Annotated in this window: 19 protein-coding genes, 1 tRNA gene and 1 other RNA gene; 12 read left to right on the top strand and 9 right to left on the bottom strand. The window is 61.1% G+C overall.

Annotated features, from left to right (window positions below; all coding sequences use genetic code 11):
* Positions 1 to 13: 13 nt before the first annotated feature.
* Positions 14 to 514, bottom strand: a complete 501-nt coding sequence (locus HMPREF3092_RS01940) for a TetR/AcrR family transcriptional regulator (RefSeq protein WP_019175338.1) — start codon at positions 512 to 514, stop codon at positions 14 to 16.
* A 78-nt stretch (positions 515 to 592) separates the two neighbouring features.
* Here HMPREF3092_RS01940 and HMPREF3092_RS01935 point away from each other — a divergent pair.
* The 4 genes from HMPREF3092_RS01935 to HMPREF3092_RS01920 all read left to right on the top strand — a co-directional run bounded on the left by HMPREF3092_RS01935 (position 593) and on the right by HMPREF3092_RS01920 (position 3,414).
* Positions 593 to 666, top strand: a tRNA-Pro gene (locus tag HMPREF3092_RS01935).
* A 51-nt stretch (positions 667 to 717) separates the two neighbouring features.
* On the top strand, positions 718 to 1,671 hold the full coding sequence (locus HMPREF3092_RS01930; protein WP_070423661.1) for an ABC transporter substrate-binding protein: 954 nt from the start codon (positions 718 to 720) through the stop codon (positions 1,669 to 1,671).
* Complete coding sequence (locus HMPREF3092_RS01925) at positions 1,671 to 2,648, top strand: amino acid ABC transporter permease (RefSeq protein WP_070423660.1); 978 nt, start codon at positions 1,671 to 1,673, stop codon at positions 2,646 to 2,648. The genes HMPREF3092_RS01930 and HMPREF3092_RS01925 overlap by 1 nt, the downstream gene beginning before the upstream one ends.
* Entirely contained in the window at positions 2,638 to 3,414 is a 777-nt protein-coding gene (locus tag HMPREF3092_RS01920) for an amino acid ABC transporter ATP-binding protein (RefSeq protein ID WP_239232577.1), read from the top strand. The genes HMPREF3092_RS01925 and HMPREF3092_RS01920 overlap by 11 nt, the downstream gene beginning before the upstream one ends.
* 124 nt (positions 3,415 to 3,538) lie before the next feature.
* Here the strand turns inward: HMPREF3092_RS01920 and HMPREF3092_RS01915 are convergent, their stop codons facing one another.
* Positions 3,539 to 5,068: a fatty acyl-CoA synthetase gene (locus HMPREF3092_RS01915; protein ID WP_070423659.1), complete on the bottom strand. Its 1,530-nt coding sequence runs from the start codon at positions 5,066 to 5,068 to the stop codon at positions 3,539 to 3,541.
* Between the two features lie 83 nt (positions 5,069 to 5,151).
* On the opposite strand from HMPREF3092_RS01915, the gene HMPREF3092_RS01910 reads away from it, so the two are divergent.
* Positions 5,152 to 6,009: a Nif3-like dinuclear metal center hexameric protein gene (locus tag HMPREF3092_RS01910; protein ID WP_070423658.1), complete on the top strand. Its 858-nt coding sequence runs from the start codon at positions 5,152 to 5,154 to the stop codon at positions 6,007 to 6,009.
* On the top strand, positions 6,000 to 6,707 hold the full coding sequence (locus tag HMPREF3092_RS01905; RefSeq protein ID WP_070423657.1) for a CT398-like coiled coil hairpin domain-containing protein: 708 nt from the start codon (positions 6,000 to 6,002) through the stop codon (positions 6,705 to 6,707). The genes HMPREF3092_RS01910 and HMPREF3092_RS01905 overlap by 10 nt, the downstream gene beginning before the upstream one ends.
* A 47-nt stretch (positions 6,708 to 6,754) precedes the next feature.
* On the opposite strand, the gene HMPREF3092_RS01900 is transcribed toward HMPREF3092_RS01905, so the two are convergent.
* Entirely contained in the window at positions 6,755 to 7,519 is a 765-nt protein-coding gene (locus HMPREF3092_RS01900; protein ID WP_070423656.1) for a YaaA family protein, read from the bottom strand.
* A 42-nt stretch (positions 7,520 to 7,561) separates the two neighbouring features.
* On the opposite strand from HMPREF3092_RS01900, the gene rnpB reads away from it, so the two are divergent.
* An RNA gene (rnpB, locus tag HMPREF3092_RS01895) (RNase P RNA component class A) lies at positions 7,562 to 7,921 on the top strand.
* Positions 7,922 to 7,956: 35 nt separating this feature from the next.
* Here the strand turns inward: rnpB and ppgK are convergent.
* A complete protein-coding gene (gene ppgK / locus HMPREF3092_RS01890) occupies positions 7,957 to 8,811 on the bottom strand; it encodes a polyphosphate--glucose phosphotransferase (protein ID WP_256174356.1) in 855 nt (284 codons plus the stop codon).
* Positions 8,804 to 9,700: a type I methionyl aminopeptidase gene (map, locus tag HMPREF3092_RS01885; RefSeq protein WP_019174941.1), complete on the bottom strand. Its 897-nt coding sequence runs from the start codon at positions 9,698 to 9,700 to the stop codon at positions 8,804 to 8,806. Before map ends, ppgK begins: the two co-directional genes overlap by 8 nt.
* Before the next feature lie 47 nt (positions 9,701 to 9,747).
* On the opposite strand from map, the gene HMPREF3092_RS01880 reads away from it, so the two are divergent.
* The 3 genes from HMPREF3092_RS01880 to HMPREF3092_RS01870 are packed head-to-tail and all read left to right on the top strand — an operon-like array spanning position 9,748 to position 14,281.
* Positions 9,748 to 9,930: a hypothetical protein gene (locus HMPREF3092_RS01880; protein ID WP_062021537.1), complete on the top strand. Its 183-nt coding sequence runs from the start codon at positions 9,748 to 9,750 to the stop codon at positions 9,928 to 9,930.
* A gap of 5 nt (positions 9,931 to 9,935) precedes the next feature.
* Positions 9,936 to 11,270 carry a glutamine synthetase family protein gene (locus HMPREF3092_RS01875; RefSeq protein ID WP_070423756.1) on the top strand — a complete coding sequence of 445 codons (1,335 nt, stop codon included), beginning with the start codon at positions 9,936 to 9,938 and terminating at the stop codon, positions 11,268 to 11,270.
* Positions 11,267 to 14,281 carry a bifunctional [glutamine synthetase] adenylyltransferase/[glutamine synthetase]-adenylyl-L-tyrosine phosphorylase gene (locus tag HMPREF3092_RS01870; RefSeq protein WP_070423655.1) on the top strand — a complete coding sequence of 1,005 codons (3,015 nt, stop codon included), beginning with the start codon at positions 11,267 to 11,269 and terminating at the stop codon, positions 14,279 to 14,281. Before HMPREF3092_RS01875 ends, HMPREF3092_RS01870 begins: the two co-directional genes overlap by 4 nt.
* Before the next feature lie 84 nt (positions 14,282 to 14,365).
* Here the strand turns inward: HMPREF3092_RS01870 and glnA are convergent, their stop codons facing one another.
* The gene (glnA, locus tag HMPREF3092_RS01865; RefSeq protein WP_070423654.1) at positions 14,366 to 15,790 is read right to left on the bottom strand and encodes a type I glutamate--ammonia ligase; all 1,425 of its coding nucleotides are present in this window, start codon (positions 15,788 to 15,790) and stop codon (positions 14,366 to 14,368) included.
* A gap of 79 nt (positions 15,791 to 15,869) precedes the next feature.
* On the opposite strand from glnA, the gene HMPREF3092_RS01860 reads away from it, so the two are divergent.
* Positions 15,870 to 16,304 carry an RDD family protein gene (locus tag HMPREF3092_RS01860; protein ID WP_070423755.1) on the top strand — a complete coding sequence of 145 codons (435 nt, stop codon included), beginning with the start codon at positions 15,870 to 15,872 and terminating at the stop codon, positions 16,302 to 16,304.
* A gap of 170 nt (positions 16,305 to 16,474) precedes the next feature.
* Here HMPREF3092_RS01860 and HMPREF3092_RS01855 read toward each other — a convergent pair whose 3' ends face one another.
* The 3 genes from HMPREF3092_RS01855 to lipB are packed head-to-tail and all read right to left on the bottom strand — an operon-like array spanning position 16,475 to position 18,960.
* Entirely contained in the window at positions 16,475 to 17,215 is a 741-nt protein-coding gene (locus HMPREF3092_RS01855) for a DUF4191 domain-containing protein (protein ID WP_062021525.1), read from the bottom strand.
* Positions 17,216 to 17,260: 45 nt separating this feature from the next.
* On the bottom strand, positions 17,261 to 18,304 hold the full coding sequence (lipA, locus tag HMPREF3092_RS01850; protein WP_019174948.1) for a lipoyl synthase: 1,044 nt from the start codon (positions 18,302 to 18,304) through the stop codon (positions 17,261 to 17,263).
* A gap of 20 nt (positions 18,305 to 18,324) precedes the next feature.
* Positions 18,325 to 18,960 (bottom strand): lipoyl(octanoyl) transferase LipB, encoded by a 636-nt coding sequence (gene lipB, locus HMPREF3092_RS01845; RefSeq protein WP_070423653.1) that lies wholly within the window; start codon positions 18,958 to 18,960, stop codon positions 18,325 to 18,327.
* Between the two features lie 124 nt (positions 18,961 to 19,084).
* On the opposite strand from lipB, the gene HMPREF3092_RS01840 reads away from it, so the two are divergent.
* Positions 19,085 to 20,545: a hypothetical protein gene (locus HMPREF3092_RS01840; RefSeq protein WP_070423652.1), complete on the top strand. Its 1,461-nt coding sequence runs from the start codon at positions 19,085 to 19,087 to the stop codon at positions 20,543 to 20,545.
* Positions 20,546 to 20,592 lie beyond the last annotated feature (47 nt).

Genomic DNA, 20,592 nt, shown 5'->3' with positions numbered 1-20,592 from the left:
GATAAGGATACAGTCAGTCGGCGTTCCTGCCAATTCGGGTCAGGGCGGCAGCAAGAGCCGCCCGGCTGTCAGCCGGTCCTGCGGTCGAATCGAACAGCGAGCGGTTCTGCTCAAAGGCGACCGTCCCACAGGTGAGAACAACAGAAGAGTGGCGCTCCGCCTCGTCAGCGATCTGGGTTCGGACAGCGGTGGGCAGAACAGAATCACCCGAATGGGCGTAGGCGAGAGAAAAGATGTCGGCGCCATCGCGGTAGCGCAGAAGAACATCGTGCATGTGCAGCAGGATTTCGGTCGGGGCAAGGTCTGTGCCGTCTCCGAGGGACTCATCAATTTCACCGGCGATGCGCCGGGCAACAAGGACGAAGATCTCCTGTTTGTTCTTCACGTGCCAGTATAGGGCGGAAGGGCCGACTCCGAGGTCGCGAGCAAGCCTGCGCATAGATAGGTCACCCATGCCGTAGTCAGTGAGAATGGCGACCGCGGCATCGGCAATGCGGTGAACAGACAGGCTCATGGGGTCCATCATGGCAGGTCGAAGACGCGATTTCGCAATCAGCCCGCGGTGGGCTATAGTTGTCCCCGTTGCCAATCACGGGATATGGCGCAGTTTGGTAGCGCGCCTCGTTCGGGACGAGGAGGTCGTGGGTTCAAATCCCGCTATCCCGACAGGTCCTCGGATTCATCCGAGGACTTTTTCATTAGAGGAAGGCAACCACAATGAAGTGGACCGCAGTACTCGCTGCCGCCGCTGTCATGACACTCAGTGCGTGCGGAGCTCGTCCCCTGACTGAACTTGAAGAAGCACAGGGCAAAGTGACGGATACGCCCGTGCCAGCAGAGGAAAAGGCCAAAGACGTCTTGGACGGCATTGAAGAAGACGCCGAACTGAAGGCCATGCTTCCAGACGGTGTTCGTGAACGCGGGCTGAAATGGGCAACATCAGTCGGCTACCCGCCCATGGAACTGTGGACTAGCGACAATTCTGAAATCATCGGCGTCGACCCGGCGATGGCACATGCAATATCAAAGAAGCTCGGCGTTTCCATGTCGATCGAAAACCAAGAGTTCGCATCGCTGATTCCCGGTCTGATTTCAAAGCGCTACGACGTGATGATCAGTTCGACAACCGACAACGAGGAACGGCGCAAGACCACGACATTCGTCGACTACGTGCAAGCAGGGAACGCCTTCCTTGTCTATGAGGGCAACCCCGAGGGGATTGAGAAGCCTGATGACCTCTGCGGCAAAACGATTGCTCTGGTAGCCAACGGGTCGTCGTTCGAGAGGGCGAAGGAGTTTTCTAAGAACTGTGAGGACAGCGGAAAACCGCCCTACAAGATTCTCAGCTTCGAAGACGACAACAACGCCAACCTCGCAGTCCAAAGTCGGCGGGCCACCGCCACGGTAACCGACTTTCCCGTCGCCGCTTACCGGGCCGCCGATGAAAAGAACAAAATGGCTGTTGTGCCCATCGAAGGCGATGAGGCCGTGTGGGGCATCGGAATCGACAATTCGCGCACCGACCTTGTAGATCCCGTCTACGGTGCCCTTAGCGCTCTGGTCGAAGACGGGACCTACGGAGAGATTCTGAAAGCATGGGACGTTGAACTCATGGCGGTGGACAAAGTCACGGTCAACCTGGGAGAGCACACGATCGGCGGTGACGACTGATGCGCACGGAACCATTTGTTGACGCTGATGGCACACAGCGCAAAATCATTGCTCCCATTCCATGGGGCAGGATCGCCGTGGGCGGCCTCGCGATTCTCTTCGTTGCGTGGGTCCTGTCGCTATTCGTATTCAACGAAAGAATCCTCTGGTCAGAAGTTGCCCATTACTTCTTCTATTCGACAATCCTGAGCGGAATCGGCAACACTCTGTGGATTTCTGTTATCGCCACCCTCGTCGGCCTAGTTCTGGGCGTTGTGCTTGCCATTATGAAGCTGTCCCACAATCCTGTGCTGCGGGCCATTTCCGAAGTGTATCTATGGATTTTCCGCGGCACACCGGTTCTGGTGCAGCTGGTGTTCTGGTTCAACCTTGCGTTTCTGCTCCCGTACCTCATTGTGAAGATTCCCTTTACCATGATCGGTGTTTTCTGGGAGACCAATGCGCTCATCGGACCGACAGAAGCTGCGATTCTCGGCCTCGGCCTTAACATGGCCGCATATTTCGCTGAGACAGTGCGGGCCGGCATTCAAGCGGTCGACGTCGGACAGACTGAAGCAGCTCTTGCCGGTGGCCTGACCCGCCGGCAGACCATGCGCCTGGTGGTTCTGCCGCAGGCGCTGCGGATCATCATTCCTCCGACAGCCAACGAATTCATCTCGATGCTCAAGACCACATCGCTGGTCATGATCGTCGCTGGCCATGACCTCATGACGAACGCGGCAATCATCTACAAGCAGAACAACCTCATTATCGAACTGCTCATTGTTGTCAGCATCTGGTACATGATCATGACTGCCATTGCCACCTTCCTGCAGAGCCTGTTGGAGAAGCGCTTCGGCAAAGATCGCGTGCGCAGCACCCGAGGAGCCACGTGGGCTCAGAAGCTTGTCGGGCAAATCAGCAGTCAGCCCTCTGCCAGCGCGTCAAAGCCAGGGGCTGAAAAGCCTGCAGCGGAAGGAGCCGGCCGTGCCAGCTGAAGAACTCATTGTGCAAGCCGACAGCGTCCAGAAGTCCTTTGGGGATCATGAGGTCCTGCGGGGTGTTGACTTCCAGGTTCGCTCTGGCGAGGTTGCCTGCATCATCGGTCCGTCGGGTTCTGGAAAGTCGACGTTCCTCCGCACTCTCAACGGACTCGAGTCTGTGGACTCGGGCAGCCTGCGGGTGATGGGGGAACAGGTCGGCTTCAGTCGGCGGGGTGAAGACTATCTTCGATGGTCGGATAAGCGCTACGCGCAGTTCCGGCAGCACATCGGCATGGTGTTCCAGCGTTTCAATCTCTACGGCCACCTCGACGCCGAAGAGAACGTCATGCTCAGCATGCGCCACGTCAAGGGCCTGTCCAAAGCAAAAGCCGCAAAACGGGCGGTAGAAGAACTCGAACGTGTCGGACTGGCACAGCACCGGCACAAAAAGCCGCACCAGCTTTCCGGTGGTCAACAGCAGCGAGTGGCGATCGCTCGCAGCCTCGCTATGGATCCCGTGCTTATGCTGTTCGACGAACCCACGAGTGCTTTGGACCCGGAGCTTGTTGACGAGGTTTTGTCAACCATGCAGCGACTTGCGCTTGAGGGAATGACGATGGTCGTCGTTACGCATGAACTCGGCTTCGCCCGTGAAGTTGGCGATACGCTCGCGTTTTTCGATGAAGGCGTCGTCGTGGAAAAGGGATCACCGGAAGACCTGCTCGACAAGGCTGCCAGCGAACGTGTTCAAGCATTTATTGAGCGTGTGCGCCACGCATAGTCGCTCTCGGCCGTACTCACGGCTGACCGTTGTGCACGCACGCATTGGCGATTACCGAATACCCCTCCCAAACAGAAGCGGGGATGCCCTTTCAGGACATCCCCGCTTGGGTTTGAGCCTCAGGTCACGAGTGCGCGCCTTCGCGCAGTGAGCGCTTGAGGATCTTGCCCGCCGAGTTCTTCGGCAGAGCGTCCACGAAGTGCACGGCCTTGGGAACCTTGAAGCCTGCGAGCTTGCCCTTGACGTACTCGATCACGGCTTCTTCCGTCAGGCTTTCGCGGCCGGCGTCGGTGAGGACGACGTAGGCGGTGATCGCCTCGATCCACTTTTCATCCGGCATGCCGACAACGGAGACTTCTTCCACGCCGTCCATCGAGAAAACGGCGTCTTCGACTTCGCGGCTGGCCACGAGAACACCACCGGTGTTGATGACGTCCTTCACGCGGTCGACAACCGTGATGTAGCCCTCTTCGTCAGCCACAACGAGGTCACCGGAGTGGAACCATCCGCCCACGAAGGCCTCGGCGGTCTTTTCCGGCTTGTTCCAGTAGCCTTCGGCCAGCTGGGGTGAGCGGTAGAGGATTTCGCCGCGCTGGCCGACTTCGACGTCGTTGCCGTCGAGGTCGACAATTCGGGTCTCAACGAACAGCGCTGGGCGGCCTGCTGAGGCCGGGCGGTCGGCGTGCTCTTCAGGACGCAGAACGGTGCACAGCGGACCCATTTCGGACTGGCCGAAGCAGTTGTACAGGCCGAGCTCCGGCAGCTGCTTCTGCAGGCGCTCAATAATAGGGCCGGGCATGATGGATGCGCCGTAGTAGGCCTTCTTGAGCGACGAAAGGTCGCGCGTGGTGAAGTCCGGGTTGTTGGTCAGCGCAACCCACACGGTCGGGGCGGCGAAGAACGCGGTGATGCGCTCCTTTTCGATGAGCTCGAGCAGCTGCTGCGGAACAGGTGTGGGCACGATGATGCTGTATGCGCCGCGTATGAGGGCGGGAATCAGCAGCACGTGCATCTGAGCCGAGTGGTACAGCGGCAGAGCGTGGACGAAACGGTCAGAGCTGGTGATGTCCAGGGATGTCAGAACCGACAGGTACTGGTGCATGAGGCTGCGGTGCGTCATGACAGCACCCTTGGGCGACGACGTGGTTCCCGAGGTGTAGAGCAGCTGCACGCGGTCGGTGTCGACAGGGGAGAACTCGCCATCGCGAGCCGGGCCGTCGACTTTCAGTGCCGGTTCCACGAGGCTTTCCATGAGCATGCGCTCACACTTTTGTCCGGCTTCGGTTTCCTCGATGAACGGCATGAGGGCTTCTTCGGCCAGGATCAGCTTGGGGTCCGAGTCCGACAGGATGTAGTCGAGTTCGTCCTTCGTCAGCTGGTAGTTGACGGGCACGTGGATGAGTCCGGCGCGTGCACAGGCCAAGAAGACGATGGCGAAGATGTCGGAGTTCTTGCTGTAGGCGGCAACGCGGTCGCCCTTTTCAAGGCCCTGTGCGATGAACAGGCGGGCGATGTTTGTCACTGCCTGGTCGAGCTGACTGTACGTCCAGGTGCGGTCCTGGAAGACGATGGCGGTGTCCTTGGGGGAGCGCGCGGCGCTGCGCTTGACGATGTCTCCGATGACGGAGCGATTCTCTTCTGTGAGTTGTGTCATAGATGAATCGTGGCATAGTTCAAACGATCATTCAGTTTTCTTGGGGTGTCTTTTTCGCCGGCTCAATGCGCTAGTTTGAAGGCATGACGAATGTGCGCGATGTAATGAACGTCTGTGAACAGCTCTGGCCGAACAACCTCGCGGAAGACTGGGACTCCGTTGGTTTGGCGGTAGGAGACCCAGAAGCTCCCGTGACGCACGTGCACTGCGCGCTGGACCCATCGGATGAAGTCATCGCAGAAGCCGTTGAGCTCGGTGCGGACTTCCTCTTCACCCACCACCCGCTGCTGCTGCGCGGCGTGACATCAGTCGCTGCCGACACGCTGAAGGGCGGTGCCGTACATACGCTGATCCGGTCTGGCATCGCACAGTTCAATGCCCATACGAACGCCGATTCAGCTCTTGGCGGGGTGTCCGATGTCCTCGCGGAGATCCTGCAGCTGCGGGAAGTCGAACCCCTTGTGCAGAACCCCGATGCCGAGGCGGGGGTCGGCCTGGGCCGGATCGGCACCGTGGAACCGACGACAGTTGAGGACATTGCCGTCCGCCTGGCACAGGGAGTTGACCTGTCTGTCCGGGGCATCGCCATCGGAGGTGACCCCGGTGCGGAAGTCACCCGTGTTGCCGTTCTCGGAGGAGCGGGAGACTCCATGTTCGGCGCGGCACGCAAGGCGGGAGCCCAGCTGTACATCACCTCGGACCTTCGCCATCACCCCGCATCGGAAGCCCTTGATACGGGTTCCCGGGGAGGCTCGCTTGAGCACCTCATCGACATTTCGCACTACTCGGCCGAATCGGCGTGGATCCCGCACGCGGCTGAACAGCTCGACGAAGTCCTGCGGGCAGGGGGACACAGTGTTGAAGTGACTGTGTCTGGTGTCTGCTCTGACCCGTGGACAGCAGTCGTTCTTCCCGACTCCGAGGAGTGGCAGTGGAACTGAGCACACAGCAGCACGCGGCCGCGCTCGACTACGCATCACTGAGCGCGCAGATTCGTCGCAATCGCACCGAGGCAAAACAAGAAGAGCGCGTGGCGCGCCTGCAGGAACTGGCGGGTGAACACAAAGCGCTTGCCGCGAAAGCCAAAAATCTGCGCGGCGAAATCGAGGGGCATCAGAAAGAAGCGCGCGCTGCCGCTGCGCAAGCTGCCGATGGGCGGTCCAAAGCCGAAAGCATGGAAGCCAAGCTCAACGCCGGAGTCGGTCTGACAAGCCGCGACCTTGTGGCGCTGCAGGCCGACATCGAGTCTGTGCGCACTGCTGTCGGCCAAGCGGAAGACAGAGAACTGCAGGCTCTTGACGGCGCCGAATCTGCGGAATCCCAGCTGCAGAAGCTGCGCGCACGTGCCGAAGAGGTCGCTGCGGAAGGAAAAGCCGAAGGTCAGCGCAGGCAGGAAGAAGCGGCTCGCTTGGACGGCGAGCACGCGCAGCTGGTAGAGCAGGCCACGGCCAAACTCGCCGAGCTTCCGGCTGAAGCAGCGTCGATCATCCGCTCATCCGGTATCGGAGTTCTAGCGGCAGGAGCCTGTGGAGCCTGTGGTGCAGCTTTGTCCGGAGTGCAGGCTGATGCGGTGCGCAACGCCGAACGCACCTGGGCGTTTCAGTGCGAGGACTGCGAAGGGCTCATCGTTCAGGCCTGAAAGCGTGGATCCTTATCGTCACGCAGCTTCAGGCGTCGGGCAGAACCTCAGGCGTCCGGCAAGACGATCGTCAGCACTGCTGACTGTTTGCCGCGGGACGGGACGTATTCGACCTCGAACTGTTCGGCAACAGCGTCAGCAATGGCTTCCGGTGAAGACGGCATTGGTTCACTGCGCTGCAGCAGGTGGGACGCAACCAGGCCGCGCGTGTGCTTAGCCCAGTGGGACACGGTTGTGCGCTTGCCGGCGACCTCTTTGACGACATTGACAGCCACGGTGTTTTCAGGAATGCCCGGCCACGGCCTGCGGTAGTCACCCGACCGGCAGTCGAGCACCGGCGCATCTCCGAAGTGCTCGGCCAACGGTTCCCGCAGTGCTTCTTTCCAGCGCTTTGCAAGCGGCCCAATATCGCCCAGCGATGTCTTCATCGACAGCCGGTAGGCGGGAATGCAATCAAGTGCGCCGACCATGCCGAAAAGCGCTGAGGCAATGAACACCCGCTCGACCCGTTCGCGTGGGGCCTGCAGCACAGCGGAAACATCGAGTGCCTCAAACAGGACACCCGTATAGACCGTCAGGGCCAGCGCCGTCGGTTCCGTGTCGAGATCAATGTTGCGCGCCACCTCGCCGGCAATGCGCTCACCTACACCCAACTGATCAAGGGCGTCCGGCGCGGCGCTGACTTTCTGCAGCTCGGCAAGCACCTCACGCCTCGTTTCATTGAGTTCCGGTAAGGACAGAGACGACAGGTCGACAGGCGCTCCGTCTTGCGCCGGTGTTTTGCCTTCGGACGGCGGCAGAAGAATGAACATGATGCTCATTCTAAAAGCCCGCACATATACACTTGGCCGAGGACAGGCCACCAGACGGTCGCGTTCGGGCCTCGTGCCCGGCCGAGGAAAGTCCGGGCTCCGCAGAGCGCGGTGGTGGCTAACAGCCACCCGGGGAAACCCGCGGGAAAGTGCCGCAGAAAGCTAAACCGCCAGCGTGCTGGTAAGGGTGAAAAGGTGGTGTAAGAGACCACCAGGGCCCGCGGTGACGCGGGCCGCTGGGTAAACCCCACCGGGAGCAAGATCGTGCAGACGGCTATACGGCTGCTCGTCGTGCCGTCGGGTGGATTGCTTGAGGCCTGCAGCAATGCAGGTCCTAGACAGATGACCGTCGCCCAGGCTTCCGCCTGGGAACAGAACCCGGCTTATCGGTGGCCTGTCCCTACACAAGCTGGCGCCGGGACTCAGCGCTGTAATGTTCAGCGACCGATGCTTTCGGCAACGTCAGCACCGTGGACCGCCGCGCCGATGATCCCTGAGTCATTGAACATTGCCGCCGGGACAGCGGGCGTCTGAAGGTCGAGCAGGTGAAGCCAGTCGGCATGATCCTGCGAAATGCCCCCGCCGAAGATGAACGCGTCGGGGTTGATGAGCTTTTCCATTTCCCTGCAGTACCGGCTGAGCTTCGCAGCCCACGTAGGGTAGTCCATGCCCAACCGCACCTTTGCGCTTGCGGATGCGCTGAGCTCTGCGTCTTCGCCGCCTATCTCAACGTGGCCGAGCTCGGTGAACGGCACGAGCCTGCCGCGGGTAAACAGCGCCGAACCGATGCCGGTTCCCAGGGTGAGCATGAGAACAGTCCTGTCGTGCCAGTCGCGACCAGCGCCGAAGGTCATTTCGGCAATGCCGGCGGCATCAGCGTCATTGAGAAAAACACACGGACGGCCAAGCGCTGCCCCAATGGTCTGCTCAATATTCGCTCCAAGCCATGAATCGTCAAGATTGAACGCGAAGGTGACAACGCCGTTCTTGACCACCCCGGGGAATGCGACCCCAGCGGGAACAGGGAGAGTCAGCGGCGCCTCGTACCCGGATTCTGGTGACGAGGTGCCGCCCGGCTGCTGTGCCAGCACCTCGGCTGCCGCACCTCGGACTGCATTCGTAAGAGTTTCGGGAGTGGCGGGATGCGGCGTCGGCACAACGACACGCTCGCCCATGATCCGGCCGCGTTCGAGGTCGACCAGCCCGGCCTTGATAGACGAGCCGCCGATGTCAATGCCCAAAGCACACGAGTGTGCTCCTGCCGAACCGCGCAGCTCGCCGCGATCAGTCACGGCCGGCCACGAGTTCGACATCGGGAAGCGTAAGGATGTCCGCGCCGTCTTCTGTCACCACGAGAGTGTGCTCGAACTGAGCGGAGCGGCGACGGTCGGCAGTCACAATCGTCCAACCGTCATCCCACTGTTCCCAGTTGATGGTGCCCAGATTGAGCATCGGCTCGATTGTGAAGATCATGCCCGGCTGGATTTCGTCCGCGTAGTTCGGAGCGGCGTCATAGTGGGGGATGATGAGACCGGAGTGGAATTCGCGCCCGACCCCGTGACCCGTGTAGTCGCGAACAACTCCGTAGCCGAAGCGCTTCGCGTACTTTTCGATGACCCGGCCGATGATGTTGATCGAACGGCCCGGCTTGACGGCCTTGATGCCGCGCATGAGCGATTCGTGGGTCCGTTCGACCAACAGGCGGGACTCTTCGTCGACGTTGCCGGCCACGAACGTGAAGTTCGTGTCGCCATGCATGCCGTTCTTGTAGGCGGTGACATCAAGGTTCACAATGTCACCGTCCTGAATCACAGTGGAGTCGGGGATGCCGTGGCAGACGACCTCGTTGATCGATGTGCACACCGACTTGGTGAAGCCCCGGTAGTCAAGAGTCGACGGATAGGCGCCGTGGTCCAGCAGATATTCGTGGACGACAACGTCGATTTCGTCCGTCGTTCGGCCGGGCTCAACGAGCTTGCCGCCCTCGGCCATGGCGTTTGCAGCGATGCGGCCCGATTCGCGGACCAGCTCGATTTCTTCAGGCGTGTAGAAATTGCTGCCGCGACCTTCGTTCGGTTCGGCCTTGCCGACGTATTCGGGACGTTCGATGTGGGCTGGAACGGAGCGCATGGGCGCCACGGTTCCCTTTGTGAGAGTTCCAAGCGGAGCAGAATTCGTCATGATGACATCATTGTAGACAGCTAGAGTTGAGCACAGGGAGGTGCGCTATGTCGTACGAAGAAGAGAAATACTGGTTCAACACCAAGACCGGCAAAGTTGAAAAGGGACGGAAGAGCTCCTTTGAGAACCGGCTGGGCCCCTATGACAGCGAAGCCGAAGCTCAGGCGGCACTCGCAACAGCCAGCGAGCGCAATCGCGAATGGGAAGAAGACGACGAGGACTGGCGCTGATGGGACTGACCAAACAGCAGGAAGCGGTTCTGCGCGATGTCGATGACCGTGACGTGCGGTTTGTGCGTCTGTGGTTTCCCGACATCATGGGCCGCTTGAAGTCCGTTGCGATTGTTCCCGACGAACTTGACGGAGCATTCACCGAGGGCATCGGCTTCGACGGTTCGGCGCTCGAAGGCTTTTCGAGGGTCATCGAAGACGACATGGTTCTGCGCCCAGACTCGTCGACGTATTCGCTCCTGCCATGGCGAGGTGAGGTCGAGCCGACCGGTCGGATGTTCTGCGATGTGCTGACTCCCGATGGTGAACCTGCCGCTTCTTATCCGCGCAATATTCTGGCGCGCACCCTGGCGAAGGCGCGCGAGCGCGGCTTCACCTTTATCGTGCACCCGGAAATGGAGTTCTACCTGTTCCGTTCGGCCGAACTGGACGGCAAACCCCCTGTGCCGGTCGACGACGCCGGATACTTCGATCACGTCAACGGCGGCACCGCGAACGACTTCCGCCGCAGTGCAGTGCAGATGTTGGAATCCATGGGCATTTCCGTCGAGTTCTCGCATCACGAAGCCGGCCCCGGGCAGAACGAAATCGATCTGCGCTATGCCGACGCGATGACTATGGCCGACAACGTCATGACCTTTAAGGCGGTTGTGAAAGAAGTCGCGATCTCCCAGGGCGTGCACGCCACGTTCATGCCCAAGCCCCTGGCCGAGCACCCGGGCAACGGGATGCACACGCACCTGTCGCTGTTCGAAGGTGAAGACAACGCGTTCTTTGAGGCCGGCGCCGAATACCAGCTGTCGACCACCGGCCGGCAGTTCGCGGCAGGCCTGCTGTACCACGCCCCTGAGATCGCCGCGGTCACCAACCAGTACGTCAACTCCTACAAGCGCCTGTGGACCGGGCACGAAGCCCCGTCCTACATCAGCTGGGGTCGCACGGGCACTGCACTTGTACGGGTGCCGCAGTACAAGTCCGGCAAGGAATCGTCTGCTCGGATCGAGTACCGCGGTATGGACTCCTGCGCCAATCCCTACCTGGCCTACTCGGTGCTGCTGGCCGCGGGACTGAAAGGCATTGAGGAGGGCATGGAGTTGCCTCCGGAAGTCGAAGACGACGTGTGGGATCTCAGTCGACGCGAGCGCAGCGCCATGGGCATTGAACCGCTGCCTGCGAGCCTGTCGGAAGCTCTTCGCTGCATGGAGAACAGCGAGCTCGTCGCTGACACTCTGGGCGAAGAGGTATTCGACTTCTACCTGCGTGACAAAGCGCGGGAATGGAGAGACTACCGCGCGCAGGTGACTGCCTATGAACTCGATGGGCTCTACACCCAAACATGATTCGCAGGTTAGATCTGAGCAGGCGGAAGGACCCGACACGCACGCAGCGCGGTAAATTCGACTCCCGCTTTGAGCGCTTCCTTGGCCAGTTCTGCGAACTGACCGGTTTGGAAGGGCACGAATCGGCGATTAGGGAATTCGCCCGGTTCACCGGTGACCCCGGTTCCGTTTCCCTCGGTTTGGTCCGCGTCGCTGAGGCGGCAGCGGCAGCCGAGGTCGACCTCGGTGGGCTCGTGCAGGATTCTCAGCATCTGCTCGACCGACTTGTTCGGTTGGCCGGGAGTTCTGAGGCCTGCATTGACCACATTGTGCGGTGGCCTGAGTCGCTGCGGCTGCTGGCCGAAGACGATGACTTCTTGCGTTCAAAGCGCAGGAGAAAGGTGCGTAAGCGCATTGCCCGTTCGGTGTACGACGCCGACGGTCAGCTGCTCTCAATCGAAGACGGCCGAATCGCCCTGCGCCGAGCGTACCGGGACGAACTCATCCAGCTGACAGCCGCAGACCTCGGCAGTCACGAACCGACCGCAGACTTCGACACTGTCAGCCGGACCCTGACGGAAATGGCTGAGGGTGCCCTCATGGCGGCACACGACCTCGCCGCGGGGGATTCAATACCCGACGGGTGCGCTGAACTTGCTGTTATCGCCATGGGCAAATGCGGTGCCCGCGAACTCAACTACGTATCCGATGTTGACGTGGTCTTCGCCTTCAGCCCGGAAACCACAGCGGACGGCGAACAGGCAGAACGCGCCCGCAGCTGCGCCTCGGCAGCGGCCCTGCAGATCATCGACCTCATTTCGGCTGCTGGAGCAGAACCCGCCCTGTGGGAAGTCGACGCAGCTCTTCGGCCGGAGGGCAAAGCGGGAGCGCTTGTGCGCACTGTCGACGAGTTTGCAGGCTATTACAGCGACATCGCAGAAAACTGGGAGTTCCAGGCTCTTTTCAAAGCCCGTCCCGTCGCCGGATCCGAAGAACTCGGACAGCAGTGGTCCGAGGCGTGTCTGCCCCAGGTGTGGACCGCCGCCCACCGGGACGACTTCATCCCGGAAGTACGGGCTATGCGACGCAGAGTTGTCGATCTCATCGACCGCGATGAAGCCGACCGGCAGCTGAAACTGGGGCCGGGCGGGCTACGTGATGTCGAATTCTCGGCCCAGCTGCTTCAGCTGGTGCACGGAACGGAAGACCACGACATCCGCGAACCGAACACCCTCGAAGCCCTGCGCAGCCTTGAACGGGGCGGCTATTTGTCTGGGGACGATGCCGCGCTGATGGAAGAGGCCTACTCATTCCTGCGGGTTGTCGAACACCGCCTGCAGATTCCGCGCATGCGCCGTGCTGCAGTTCTGCCTGACAAACCAGAAGCACTCCGCGAACTGGCGCGCATGGTCTACCCGACCGGCGACCGGACAGAAGTGCGGCTCAAACGCGAACGCGACGACTATTCCCGGCGCGTACGCGCTCTTCACGAACAGGTTTTCTACCGTCCGATCCTCGACGCGGCCGTCGGGACCGGCGCAGTGACCTCGCTGCCGGCAAAAGCCGCGGAAAGCCGCCTGCGCGCCTTCGGCTTCGTCGACCCGCATTCAGCCATGCGGCATATCCACGACCTTTCAGCCGGCGTCAGCCGTGCTTCGCGCGTGCATCGACAAGTGCTGCCGGCCATGCTCGGCTGGCTATCGGAGGGTGTTGATCCCGATGCCGGTCTGCTTGCCTACCGCAGGTTGTCGGAAAAGCTGAGCTCATCAACGTGGTACCTCAAGCTGCTGCGTGACTCCGGGCAGGGCGCAGAAGCGCTTGCCCGGGTGCTGTCACTGTCGCAGTACGCGGCATCGCACATCATGCACTACCACGGGTCAGTGCGCTGGCTTGCTGATCAGGACATGCTGCATCCGACCCCGCTGGACTCGCTGCGCCAGGAAATGTCTGAACTGGTCGGCCGAGGCAGGGGAGTGGAAGGCGTGCGCGCCGTCTACGGACGCGAAAAGCTCAGGATCATCCTCGCCGACATTCTCGAGGTCATTCCCCGCAGCGCTGTCCCACAGGCCCTGTCTGACGTGATGAGCACAGCCATTGACGCAGCACTTCTGTCAGTGCGGCGTGACCTGGACACTGAGCACAGAATCTATGACTACGATTTTGCGATCATCGCGATGGGACGCCTGGGCGGCCGCGAGATCGGGGTGTTCTCTGACGCCGACGTGTGCTTTGTCTACCGTCCCGCACACACCATGGGCGATGACGACCGCGAAGCTTTGGCAAAACACGCCCGTCGCGTCGCTCTCGAAGTGACCTCGGCGCTGAAAAGCGCACAGCAGGACCCGGCCATTGAACTCGATGCCGATCTGCGTCCTGAAGGCCGCAGCGGACCCTATGTCCGAACGCTTGAGTCCTATCGGCGCTATTACGAAGCGTGGAGCGAACCGTGGGAAGCACAAGCGCTCCTGCGTGCCCGCCCGATAGCCGGTGACAACGACCTCATGAGCGACTACGTCGACATGATCAACCCTCTGCGCTATCCGCAGATTCTTCCGGTGCGCTCCATCATGCAGGTGCGTCGGCTCAAAGCGCGGATGGAAGACGAACGACTCCCGCGCGGTGCTGATCGCCGTCAGCACGTGAAATTGGGAACCGGCGGGCTGAGCGATGTCGAGTGGACTGTGCAGCTGCTGCAGCTGCAGCACGCCGCCGAATACCCCGGGCTGCGCACAACCTCGACGCTGCCCGCCCTGGCCGCTGCACGTGATGAGGGGCTTGTATCAGCGTCCGATCACGAGGTGCTGCGCACCGCCTGGCTCATGGCCACCGAAGTCCGCAACGCCATCACGCTCTACAGGGGCAAGCCCAGCGACAGTCTGCCCAGCGATATCCGCGAACTCGAAGCCGCGGCCAGGCTCATGGGCTATCCGCAGGGAAGCGCGCAGCTGCTGGTCGATGACTATCTGCGGGTCACCCGCTGGGCGCGTTCGACAATGGAAGTCATCTTCTACGGAGACGACCCCACCGACTAAGGTACACGCTCAGCTGGACCAGCTCCGACTGACAAAACGCGAATGGCCCAGCAGATGCCGGGCCATTCACTTCACAGGCGACGATCAGAGATCAAAGTACAGTTCGAAGTCCGTCGGCGTCGGACGCAGACGTGCAACGTCGATTTCGTTTTCGTACTTGTAGTTGATCCAGGTTTCGATGAGGTCCTGGGTGAAGACATCGCCTTCCATGAGGAACTCGTGGTCTTCCGCGAGAGCTTCGAGGGCGCCTTCGAGCGAGTTCGGAACCATCTTGATGTTCTCGGTTTCTTCCGGCGGAAGCTCGTAGAGGTCCTTGTCGATCGGCTCCGGCGGTTCGATGCGGTTCTTGATTCCGTCGAGGCCGGCCATGAGCTGAGCGGAGAAGGACAGGTACGGGTTGCCCGATGGGTCGGGTGCGCGGAACTCCAGGCGCTTGGCCTTCGGCGACGTACCGGTGATCGGAATGCGGATGGCAGCCGAACGGTTGCGAGCCGAGTAGACCAGGTTGATCGGCGCCTCGAAACCGCGAACCAGACGACGGTAGGAGTTCATGGTCGGGTTGGTGAACGCAAGAACAGAACCGGCGTGTTCAATGAGGCCGCCGATGTACCAGCGCGCAAGGTCCGACAGGCCCGCGTATCCGGTTTCGTCGTAGAACAGCGGCTTGCCGTCCTTCCACAGCGACTGGTGGCAGTGCATACCGGCACCGGCATCGCCCAGAAGCGGGCGCGGCATGAACGTGGCGGTCTTGTTGTTGGCCGCAGCAACGTTCTTGATGACGTACTTGAAGTCCAGCAGCTGGTCGCCGGCCTTCTGCAGGGTGTCGAACTTGTAGTTGATCTCCTGCTGGCCAGCCGTCGCGGTTTCGTGGTGAGCACGCTCCATTTCGAAGCCGATCTGCTCCAGCGTCAGCGACATTTCGTCGCGGATGTCTGCGAACTTATCGCGCGGGGGAACGGGGAAGTAGCCGCTGGTGTAGGGCGTCTTGTAGCCGAGGTTGTGGCCGTCTTCAGCAGCACCGGTGTTCCACGCGGCTTCCAGGGAGTCGATCTCGTAGAAGCTGGTGCGGGCTGAATTGTCGTAGCGGATTGAGTCGAAGAGGTAGAACTCGGCTTCGGCGCCTATGAAGGCGGTGTCAGCGATGCCGGTCGACTTCAGGTACGCTTCGGCCTTTGCCGCTACCTGGCGGGGGTCACGCGAGTACGGTTCGTTCGTGAACGGATCCACAATCGAGTGGATGACCACGAGGGTTTTTGCCTTGCGGAACGGATCGATGTAAGCGCTCGTCACGTCCGGGATGAGCTTCATGTCGGATTCGTGAATCGACTGGAAGCCGCGGATGGACGAACCGTCGAAGAGCAGGCCCTCTTCAATCACTTCTTCCGTGTAGGCCTTGCCGGGAAGATTGAAGTGCTGAACTACTCCGGGAAGATCGCAGAATCGGATGTCGACGAAATCGATCTCGTTGTCGCGAATATACGAAACGAGCTCGCTTGCGGTGGAAAACAACTTTTCTCCTGTATTGAGTCGTCGCGACGGTGCGGTACTGGCCGCCGGTGTTTTCATCTTAGCGGCTACACTCGTTTCCGTGTTCGACAGAGACAGTTTAGGTTCGTGGCTCCAGGGGCCGAAACTCGAAGAGGGAACCTACGCGGGGCAGCGCCTAGGCCTTCCCGAAACCGGTCCGGGATCAACAGCGTCTTTGATCCGCAGGGTCGGAAGCCTCTTCATCGACTGGGCACTGTGCGCCCTGATTGCTCGCTGGCTGGCGCCTGATTTCATGTTCGCGCCCCACCTGATCTTCGTCATCGAATCCCTGCTGCTGCAGTCGCTGCTGGGCTACACCATCGGCCAGCGGATCTGTGGAGTGCGCATCATCAATCGCCACGGACGCCGCCCCAACCCCCTGCGGCTGCTCGTTCGAATCGCACTGCAGCTGCTCATCATCCCCGGTCTTCTGTACAACCCCGACAACCGCGGCCTGCACGACCTCGCGGCCGACACCGCCGTTGTGCGGATCTGACTGACATAGCCGACCACTCGCTCGGGCATGTCGCACAAACTGCCTTGCCTGCCGAGCGATGATCGTTCAGCCGAACGTGCAACCACTGGGAAGCCGACGGCAGCCGGTGTGGATTTCTTCAGCACACAAGAAGCGCCGACCAACGTGGTCGGCGCTTGTTGTTTTTGAGATCAGCGTCCCCGCAGTGCGCGGCGGTTGGGACGTGCGCGGTTGGGATCGATGCCCTTGGGTATCGGCTGGTTCGTCGACATAGTGCCCAGAGCCGCCAAACGCTTGCGCACCTGAAGCACTTCGGCCTTCGTCAGCTTCTTCGGCAGTTTGTACACGGTCGAGACCAGTCGGTTCATGGGAACCTGGTTCTTGCCCTCACCGCCCTGGATGACGTGCACGGGAACGGAAGGCAGAATGCGCTCGTGGCGCTTCTGCTCCTTGGCCAGCAGCTTCGACACACGGCCAGCCGGACCTTCCGAAACCAGCACGACTCCACCTCGGCCGGTGGCGCGGAACACCAGGTCTTTGGTGCGCGGGTCACCGGCGACCGGCTGGTCGTCGGCAAGCCAGCTGCGGCGGACCGTGTTGAGCACCGCGCCGTAAGCGCCGGGCTGGTCCTTCATTTCGGCGAAAGCCGCGGTCTCGGCGTAGCGGCCGAGAATGAAGATCGCCAGCGTCAGACCGCCCAACAGGCCGATGATGGTCCACAGCCACACCGGCGGCAGCAGGAAGAAGCCCACGAGGAAGCCGATGCCGCCCAAGCCCAGGATCGCGGCGAGCATAAGCCACGGAACAGCGGGGAAGTGTTTGCGGGCAAGTTTGAAGACCTGACGCATCTGGCCGATGCGACCGGGCTTCGAAGGGTCCTTGGGACGCCGGCGGAAAAGTCCGCGGCGGCGTGGTTCTTCAGTCTGAGACATTCTGCTTTTCTGTTTGCTTGCGAAAAATGATCAACCAATGATGGGTCAGGAGAATTTTACCTCGTCGCCCGGGCCGAAAGTATCCACCACCGCTTGAGCTTCCTGACGGGCGGGAGCTTCGTTGTCAAGGTGAGCCAGGTGAGCGGGGATTTCCTGACCGCGACGGCGCATGGCCTGAGCCCACAGACGACCGGCACGGTAGGACGAACGGACCAGCGGACCGGACATGACTCCGGCAAAGCCGATTTCTTCGCCGATGTCGCGCAGCTCAACGAAGTCCTGCGGTTTGACCCACCGGTCGATGGGGTGGTGCAGGGCGCTGGGGCGCAGGTACTGCGTGATCGTCAGCAGGTCGCAGCCGGCTTCGTGGAGATCCTTCATCGCTTCGACCACTTCGTCGTTCGTTTCGCCCATGCCCAAGATGAGGTTGGACTTTGTGACCAGGCCGGCCTCGCGGGCCTTCGTGATGACCGACAGCGAGCGCTCGTAGCGGAAACCGGGGCGGATGCGCTTGAAGATGCGCGGCACCGTCTCAATGTTGTGTGCCAGCACTTCGGGACGTGACGAAAAGACCTCGGCCAGCTGGTCATCGTCAGAGTTGAAGTCGGGGATGAGCAGCTCGACACCAGTGCCGTGACCGTCACCGTGGTCGATTTCGTGGATGAGGCGGACCGTTTCCGCGTACAGCCACGCGCCGCCGTCATCAAGGTCATCGCGAGCAACACCCGTGATGGTCGAATAGCGCAGACCCATGGTCTTCACGGACTCAGCGACGCGACGGGGTTCATCAGCGTCGAAGTCAGCGGGTTTGCCGGTGTCGATCTGGCAGAAGTCGCAGCGGCGGGTGCACTGCTCACCGCCGATGAGGAACGTGGCCTCGCGGTCCTCCCAGCATTCAAAGATGTTGGGGCAACCCGCTTCCTCACACACGGTGTTGAGGCCGGCCGTGCGGACAAGCGATTTCAGTTCCGAGAACTCGGGGCCGATCTTAGCTTTCGCTTTGATCCACTTCGGCTTGTCTTCAATGGGAGTCTGCGAATTGCGAGCTTCCACTCGCAGCAGCTTGCGTCCTTCCGGGGCGATTGTCATGTCCTGGCCTTTCGTGGGGATCAGGCGGTGATGTGCTTGTCCAGCAGCTCCAGCAGGCGCTGGGCAGCCTGTTCCGGAGTTGTTTGGGTGCCGGTTTCGATGGAAATGCTAGTGGTCGCGGCGTCAGGAATGCCGCAGGGGACGATGTTTTCAAAGCCGGCGAGCTCGTTCGAGCAGTTCAAAGCCAGGCCGTGCATCGACACGCCGTTGTGAATGCGGATGCCGATCGCGAGGATCTTCCTGTCCGGTCCCGGGCCCTCGGTGATCCACACACCGGATCGGCCCTCAACCTGCTGCGCGGTGATTCCGTACTCGGCGAGCAGTTCGATTCCCGCTTTTTCGATCTGGTCGACGAAAAGGCGGACCTCTTTTTGGTCATTCAGGCGGTAGATGGGGTAGATGACCAGCTGCCCCGGACCGTGCCAGGTGATCTTTCCGCCTCGGTCGATGTCGATGACTTCCGTGCCGTCGCGGGGGCGTTCGTGGTCTTCAGTGCGTTTGCCCGCTGTGTAGACGGGGGAGTGTTCCAGCACGAGGAAAGTGGAGTTCTTCTTGCCGTCGACAACATCAGCGTGCGTCCGCCTTTGGACTTCCAGCGCTTCTCTGTAGTCAACGAATTCGGGTGCAAAACCCAGATGTTTGATGTCCCAAGCCATTCCATGACCATATGCCGACGAGGGCCCAAGCGGCAAAAGCACCGCAACAGTTATCCACAGATTGCGGTTTGGGGGTTTCGGTCCGTCTGCCGACGTGGTCGAATTTCTGCCTAAGGAGGCTGATATGCAGGTGTGCGAATGGATCTACGATGCCGAGGTCCGTCCCGGACTGTGGCGCGTGTTCAACGCCCACGAGGTCAAATGGTTCGTGTGTGCAGCAGACACGGCCGCTGGTGCCGGGAGGCCGGTTTCGGTTCTGGGCCCTGACATGGAGCCGGTTGCGGGGCTGCTCATTCCCAGATGTCGAGGCGGCATGCTCGAGGACGCGCTTCTCGGTCTGGCACCTCTGGGAGCGGAAGAGCTCGTGTGTCTTCTGCGCGGCACGATTGAGGCCACAGGCGGGACCGATGGCTCGATCCCGATTTCGCGGGCAAGCCTGGCGCTTGCCGATGACGGTTCCGTCTGCGCATTGCCGGGCATCGAGGTTCCAGGGGAGGAATCAGAAGCTCGGGAGCTGGGCGAACTTCTGTACGCTGCCGCGCAGGGCGTGACTTTCACTGAAACTGCTGTGCCTTTGAAGAATCGCGACAACAACCTGCCCACGGAACTTGTCGATCTCATTGATGCGCTGTTGCTGGACGGCGAAACAGGTGATCTTCCCAGAGGAGATCTTCTTGAGGCAGTGTGCAGATACCGAGGGGCAGAGCGGCTGCCCTTTTATCCGGGCGAACCTGGAGTTCCAGTCAATGATCCACCGACCGCTGGACTGCGCCCGGTCACAGCGGCTGTGAATAACGTCCCGGAGCAGACGGGCCCGAAGACAGGCGCTGAGGAGAAAGCTGAACAGGGGATTGGCGACACCGCGATAGCAGCCCTCCGAGGGGACACAGAACGCGCGCGCAAGAATCGAGGATCACAGGCACCTCGTCGTGGAGCCCGGAAACCGGAGAAGACAGCGAAGCGATCCGGGCCGAAAAGAAAAGAACCCACCGCGGCTGCACCGGGTGGAAAGATCCGCAGAGGTGTGCGTGCCGGTGTTATCGGTGCTGCAGCGCTGGCGACAGTGGCTGCCGGCATTGCGCTCATCATCGGTGGTGCGCAGCCGGACCAGACCGAGCCGACAGCGGCGGTTGACCAGGGGAAGCATGGCGAAGAGCCGCGCAGCCCTAAAGCGGAGGATGAGCCCTCCGTGCCGGCAGAGCAAAGCGGCGAGCCGGAAGACACCTCGGATGCTGCTCCAGACAGCAGTGGGCCCTGTGAGGGCTTCAAAGACCTGACACAGGCGCGGGCAGCTGCGTTCGCCGGCGGCAAGCCAGCCGACCTCGCAGGCCTTACAGTGCCAGGATCAAACGCTGCGAAAGCCGATGCGGAATCAGAAGACAAACCCGCTCAGCCCATGAACGTCACGATGGACGTCACAGAGTGCGAAGTTGAGGACAGCACTACAGAGACCGCGACTGTCCGGGCTGTCGTCGCTGCCGAGATCGGCGGAGTGCCTGTTCCCGAAGCGCGGATCCGGGTGAGTTTGGAAAAGCACGAAGGCAAATGGAAGGTCAGCCGCACGGAGGAACTTCACGAAAACTGAGTCTTAAGCCGCCAGTCAGGTGCCCGCCAAGCAGAAGCGCCCGCGGA

It is taken from the genome of Brevibacterium sp. HMSC24B04 (genome assembly GCF_001806835.1).
Classification (GTDB): Bacteria; Actinomycetota; Actinomycetes; order Actinomycetales; family Brevibacteriaceae; genus Brevibacterium; species Brevibacterium ravenspurgense.
Note: the sequence above shows the minus strand (reverse complement) of the source record. Positions and strands in the feature narration are given on the sequence as shown.

What these genes read in the sequence shown, in the direction of transcription:
- HMPREF3092_RS01940 (WP_019175338.1), bottom strand. Translation starts at nt 514, where the DNA reads ATGAGCCTGTCTGTTCACCGCATTGCCGATGCCGCGGTCGCCATTCTC.
- HMPREF3092_RS01930 (WP_070423661.1), top strand. Translation starts at nt 718, where the DNA reads ATGAAGTGGACCGCAGTACTCGCTGCCGCCGCTGTCATGACACTCAGT.
- HMPREF3092_RS01925 (WP_070423660.1), top strand. Translation starts at nt 1,671, where the DNA reads ATGCGCACGGAACCATTTGTTGACGCTGATGGCACACAGCGCAAAATC.
- HMPREF3092_RS01915 (WP_070423659.1), bottom strand. Translation starts at nt 5,068, where the DNA reads ATGACACAACTCACAGAAGAGAATCGCTCCGTCATCGGAGACATCGTC.
- HMPREF3092_RS01910 (WP_070423658.1), top strand. Translation starts at nt 5,152, where the DNA reads ATGACGAATGTGCGCGATGTAATGAACGTCTGTGAACAGCTCTGGCCG.
- HMPREF3092_RS01900 (WP_070423656.1), bottom strand. Translation starts at nt 7,519, where the DNA reads ATGTTCATTCTTCTGCCGCCGTCCGAAGGCAAAACACCGGCGCAAGAC.
- map (WP_019174941.1), bottom strand. Translation starts at nt 9,700, where the DNA reads ATGACGAATTCTGCTCCGCTTGGAACTCTCACAAAGGGAACCGTGGCG.
- HMPREF3092_RS01880 (WP_062021537.1), top strand. Translation starts at nt 9,748, where the DNA reads ATGTCGTACGAAGAAGAGAAATACTGGTTCAACACCAAGACCGGCAAA.
- HMPREF3092_RS01870 (WP_070423655.1), top strand. Translation starts at nt 11,267, where the DNA reads ATGATTCGCAGGTTAGATCTGAGCAGGCGGAAGGACCCGACACGCACG.
- HMPREF3092_RS01855 (WP_062021525.1), bottom strand. Translation starts at nt 17,215, where the DNA reads ATGTCTCAGACTGAAGAACCACGCCGCCGCGGACTTTTCCGCCGGCGT.
- lipA (WP_019174948.1), bottom strand. Translation starts at nt 18,304, where the DNA reads ATGACAATCGCCCCGGAAGGACGCAAGCTGCTGCGAGTGGAAGCTCGC.
- lipB (WP_070423653.1), bottom strand. Translation starts at nt 18,960, where the DNA reads ATGGCTTGGGACATCAAACATCTGGGTTTTGCACCCGAATTCGTTGAC.
- HMPREF3092_RS01840 (WP_070423652.1), top strand. Translation starts at nt 19,085, where the DNA reads ATGCAGGTGTGCGAATGGATCTACGATGCCGAGGTCCGTCCCGGACTG.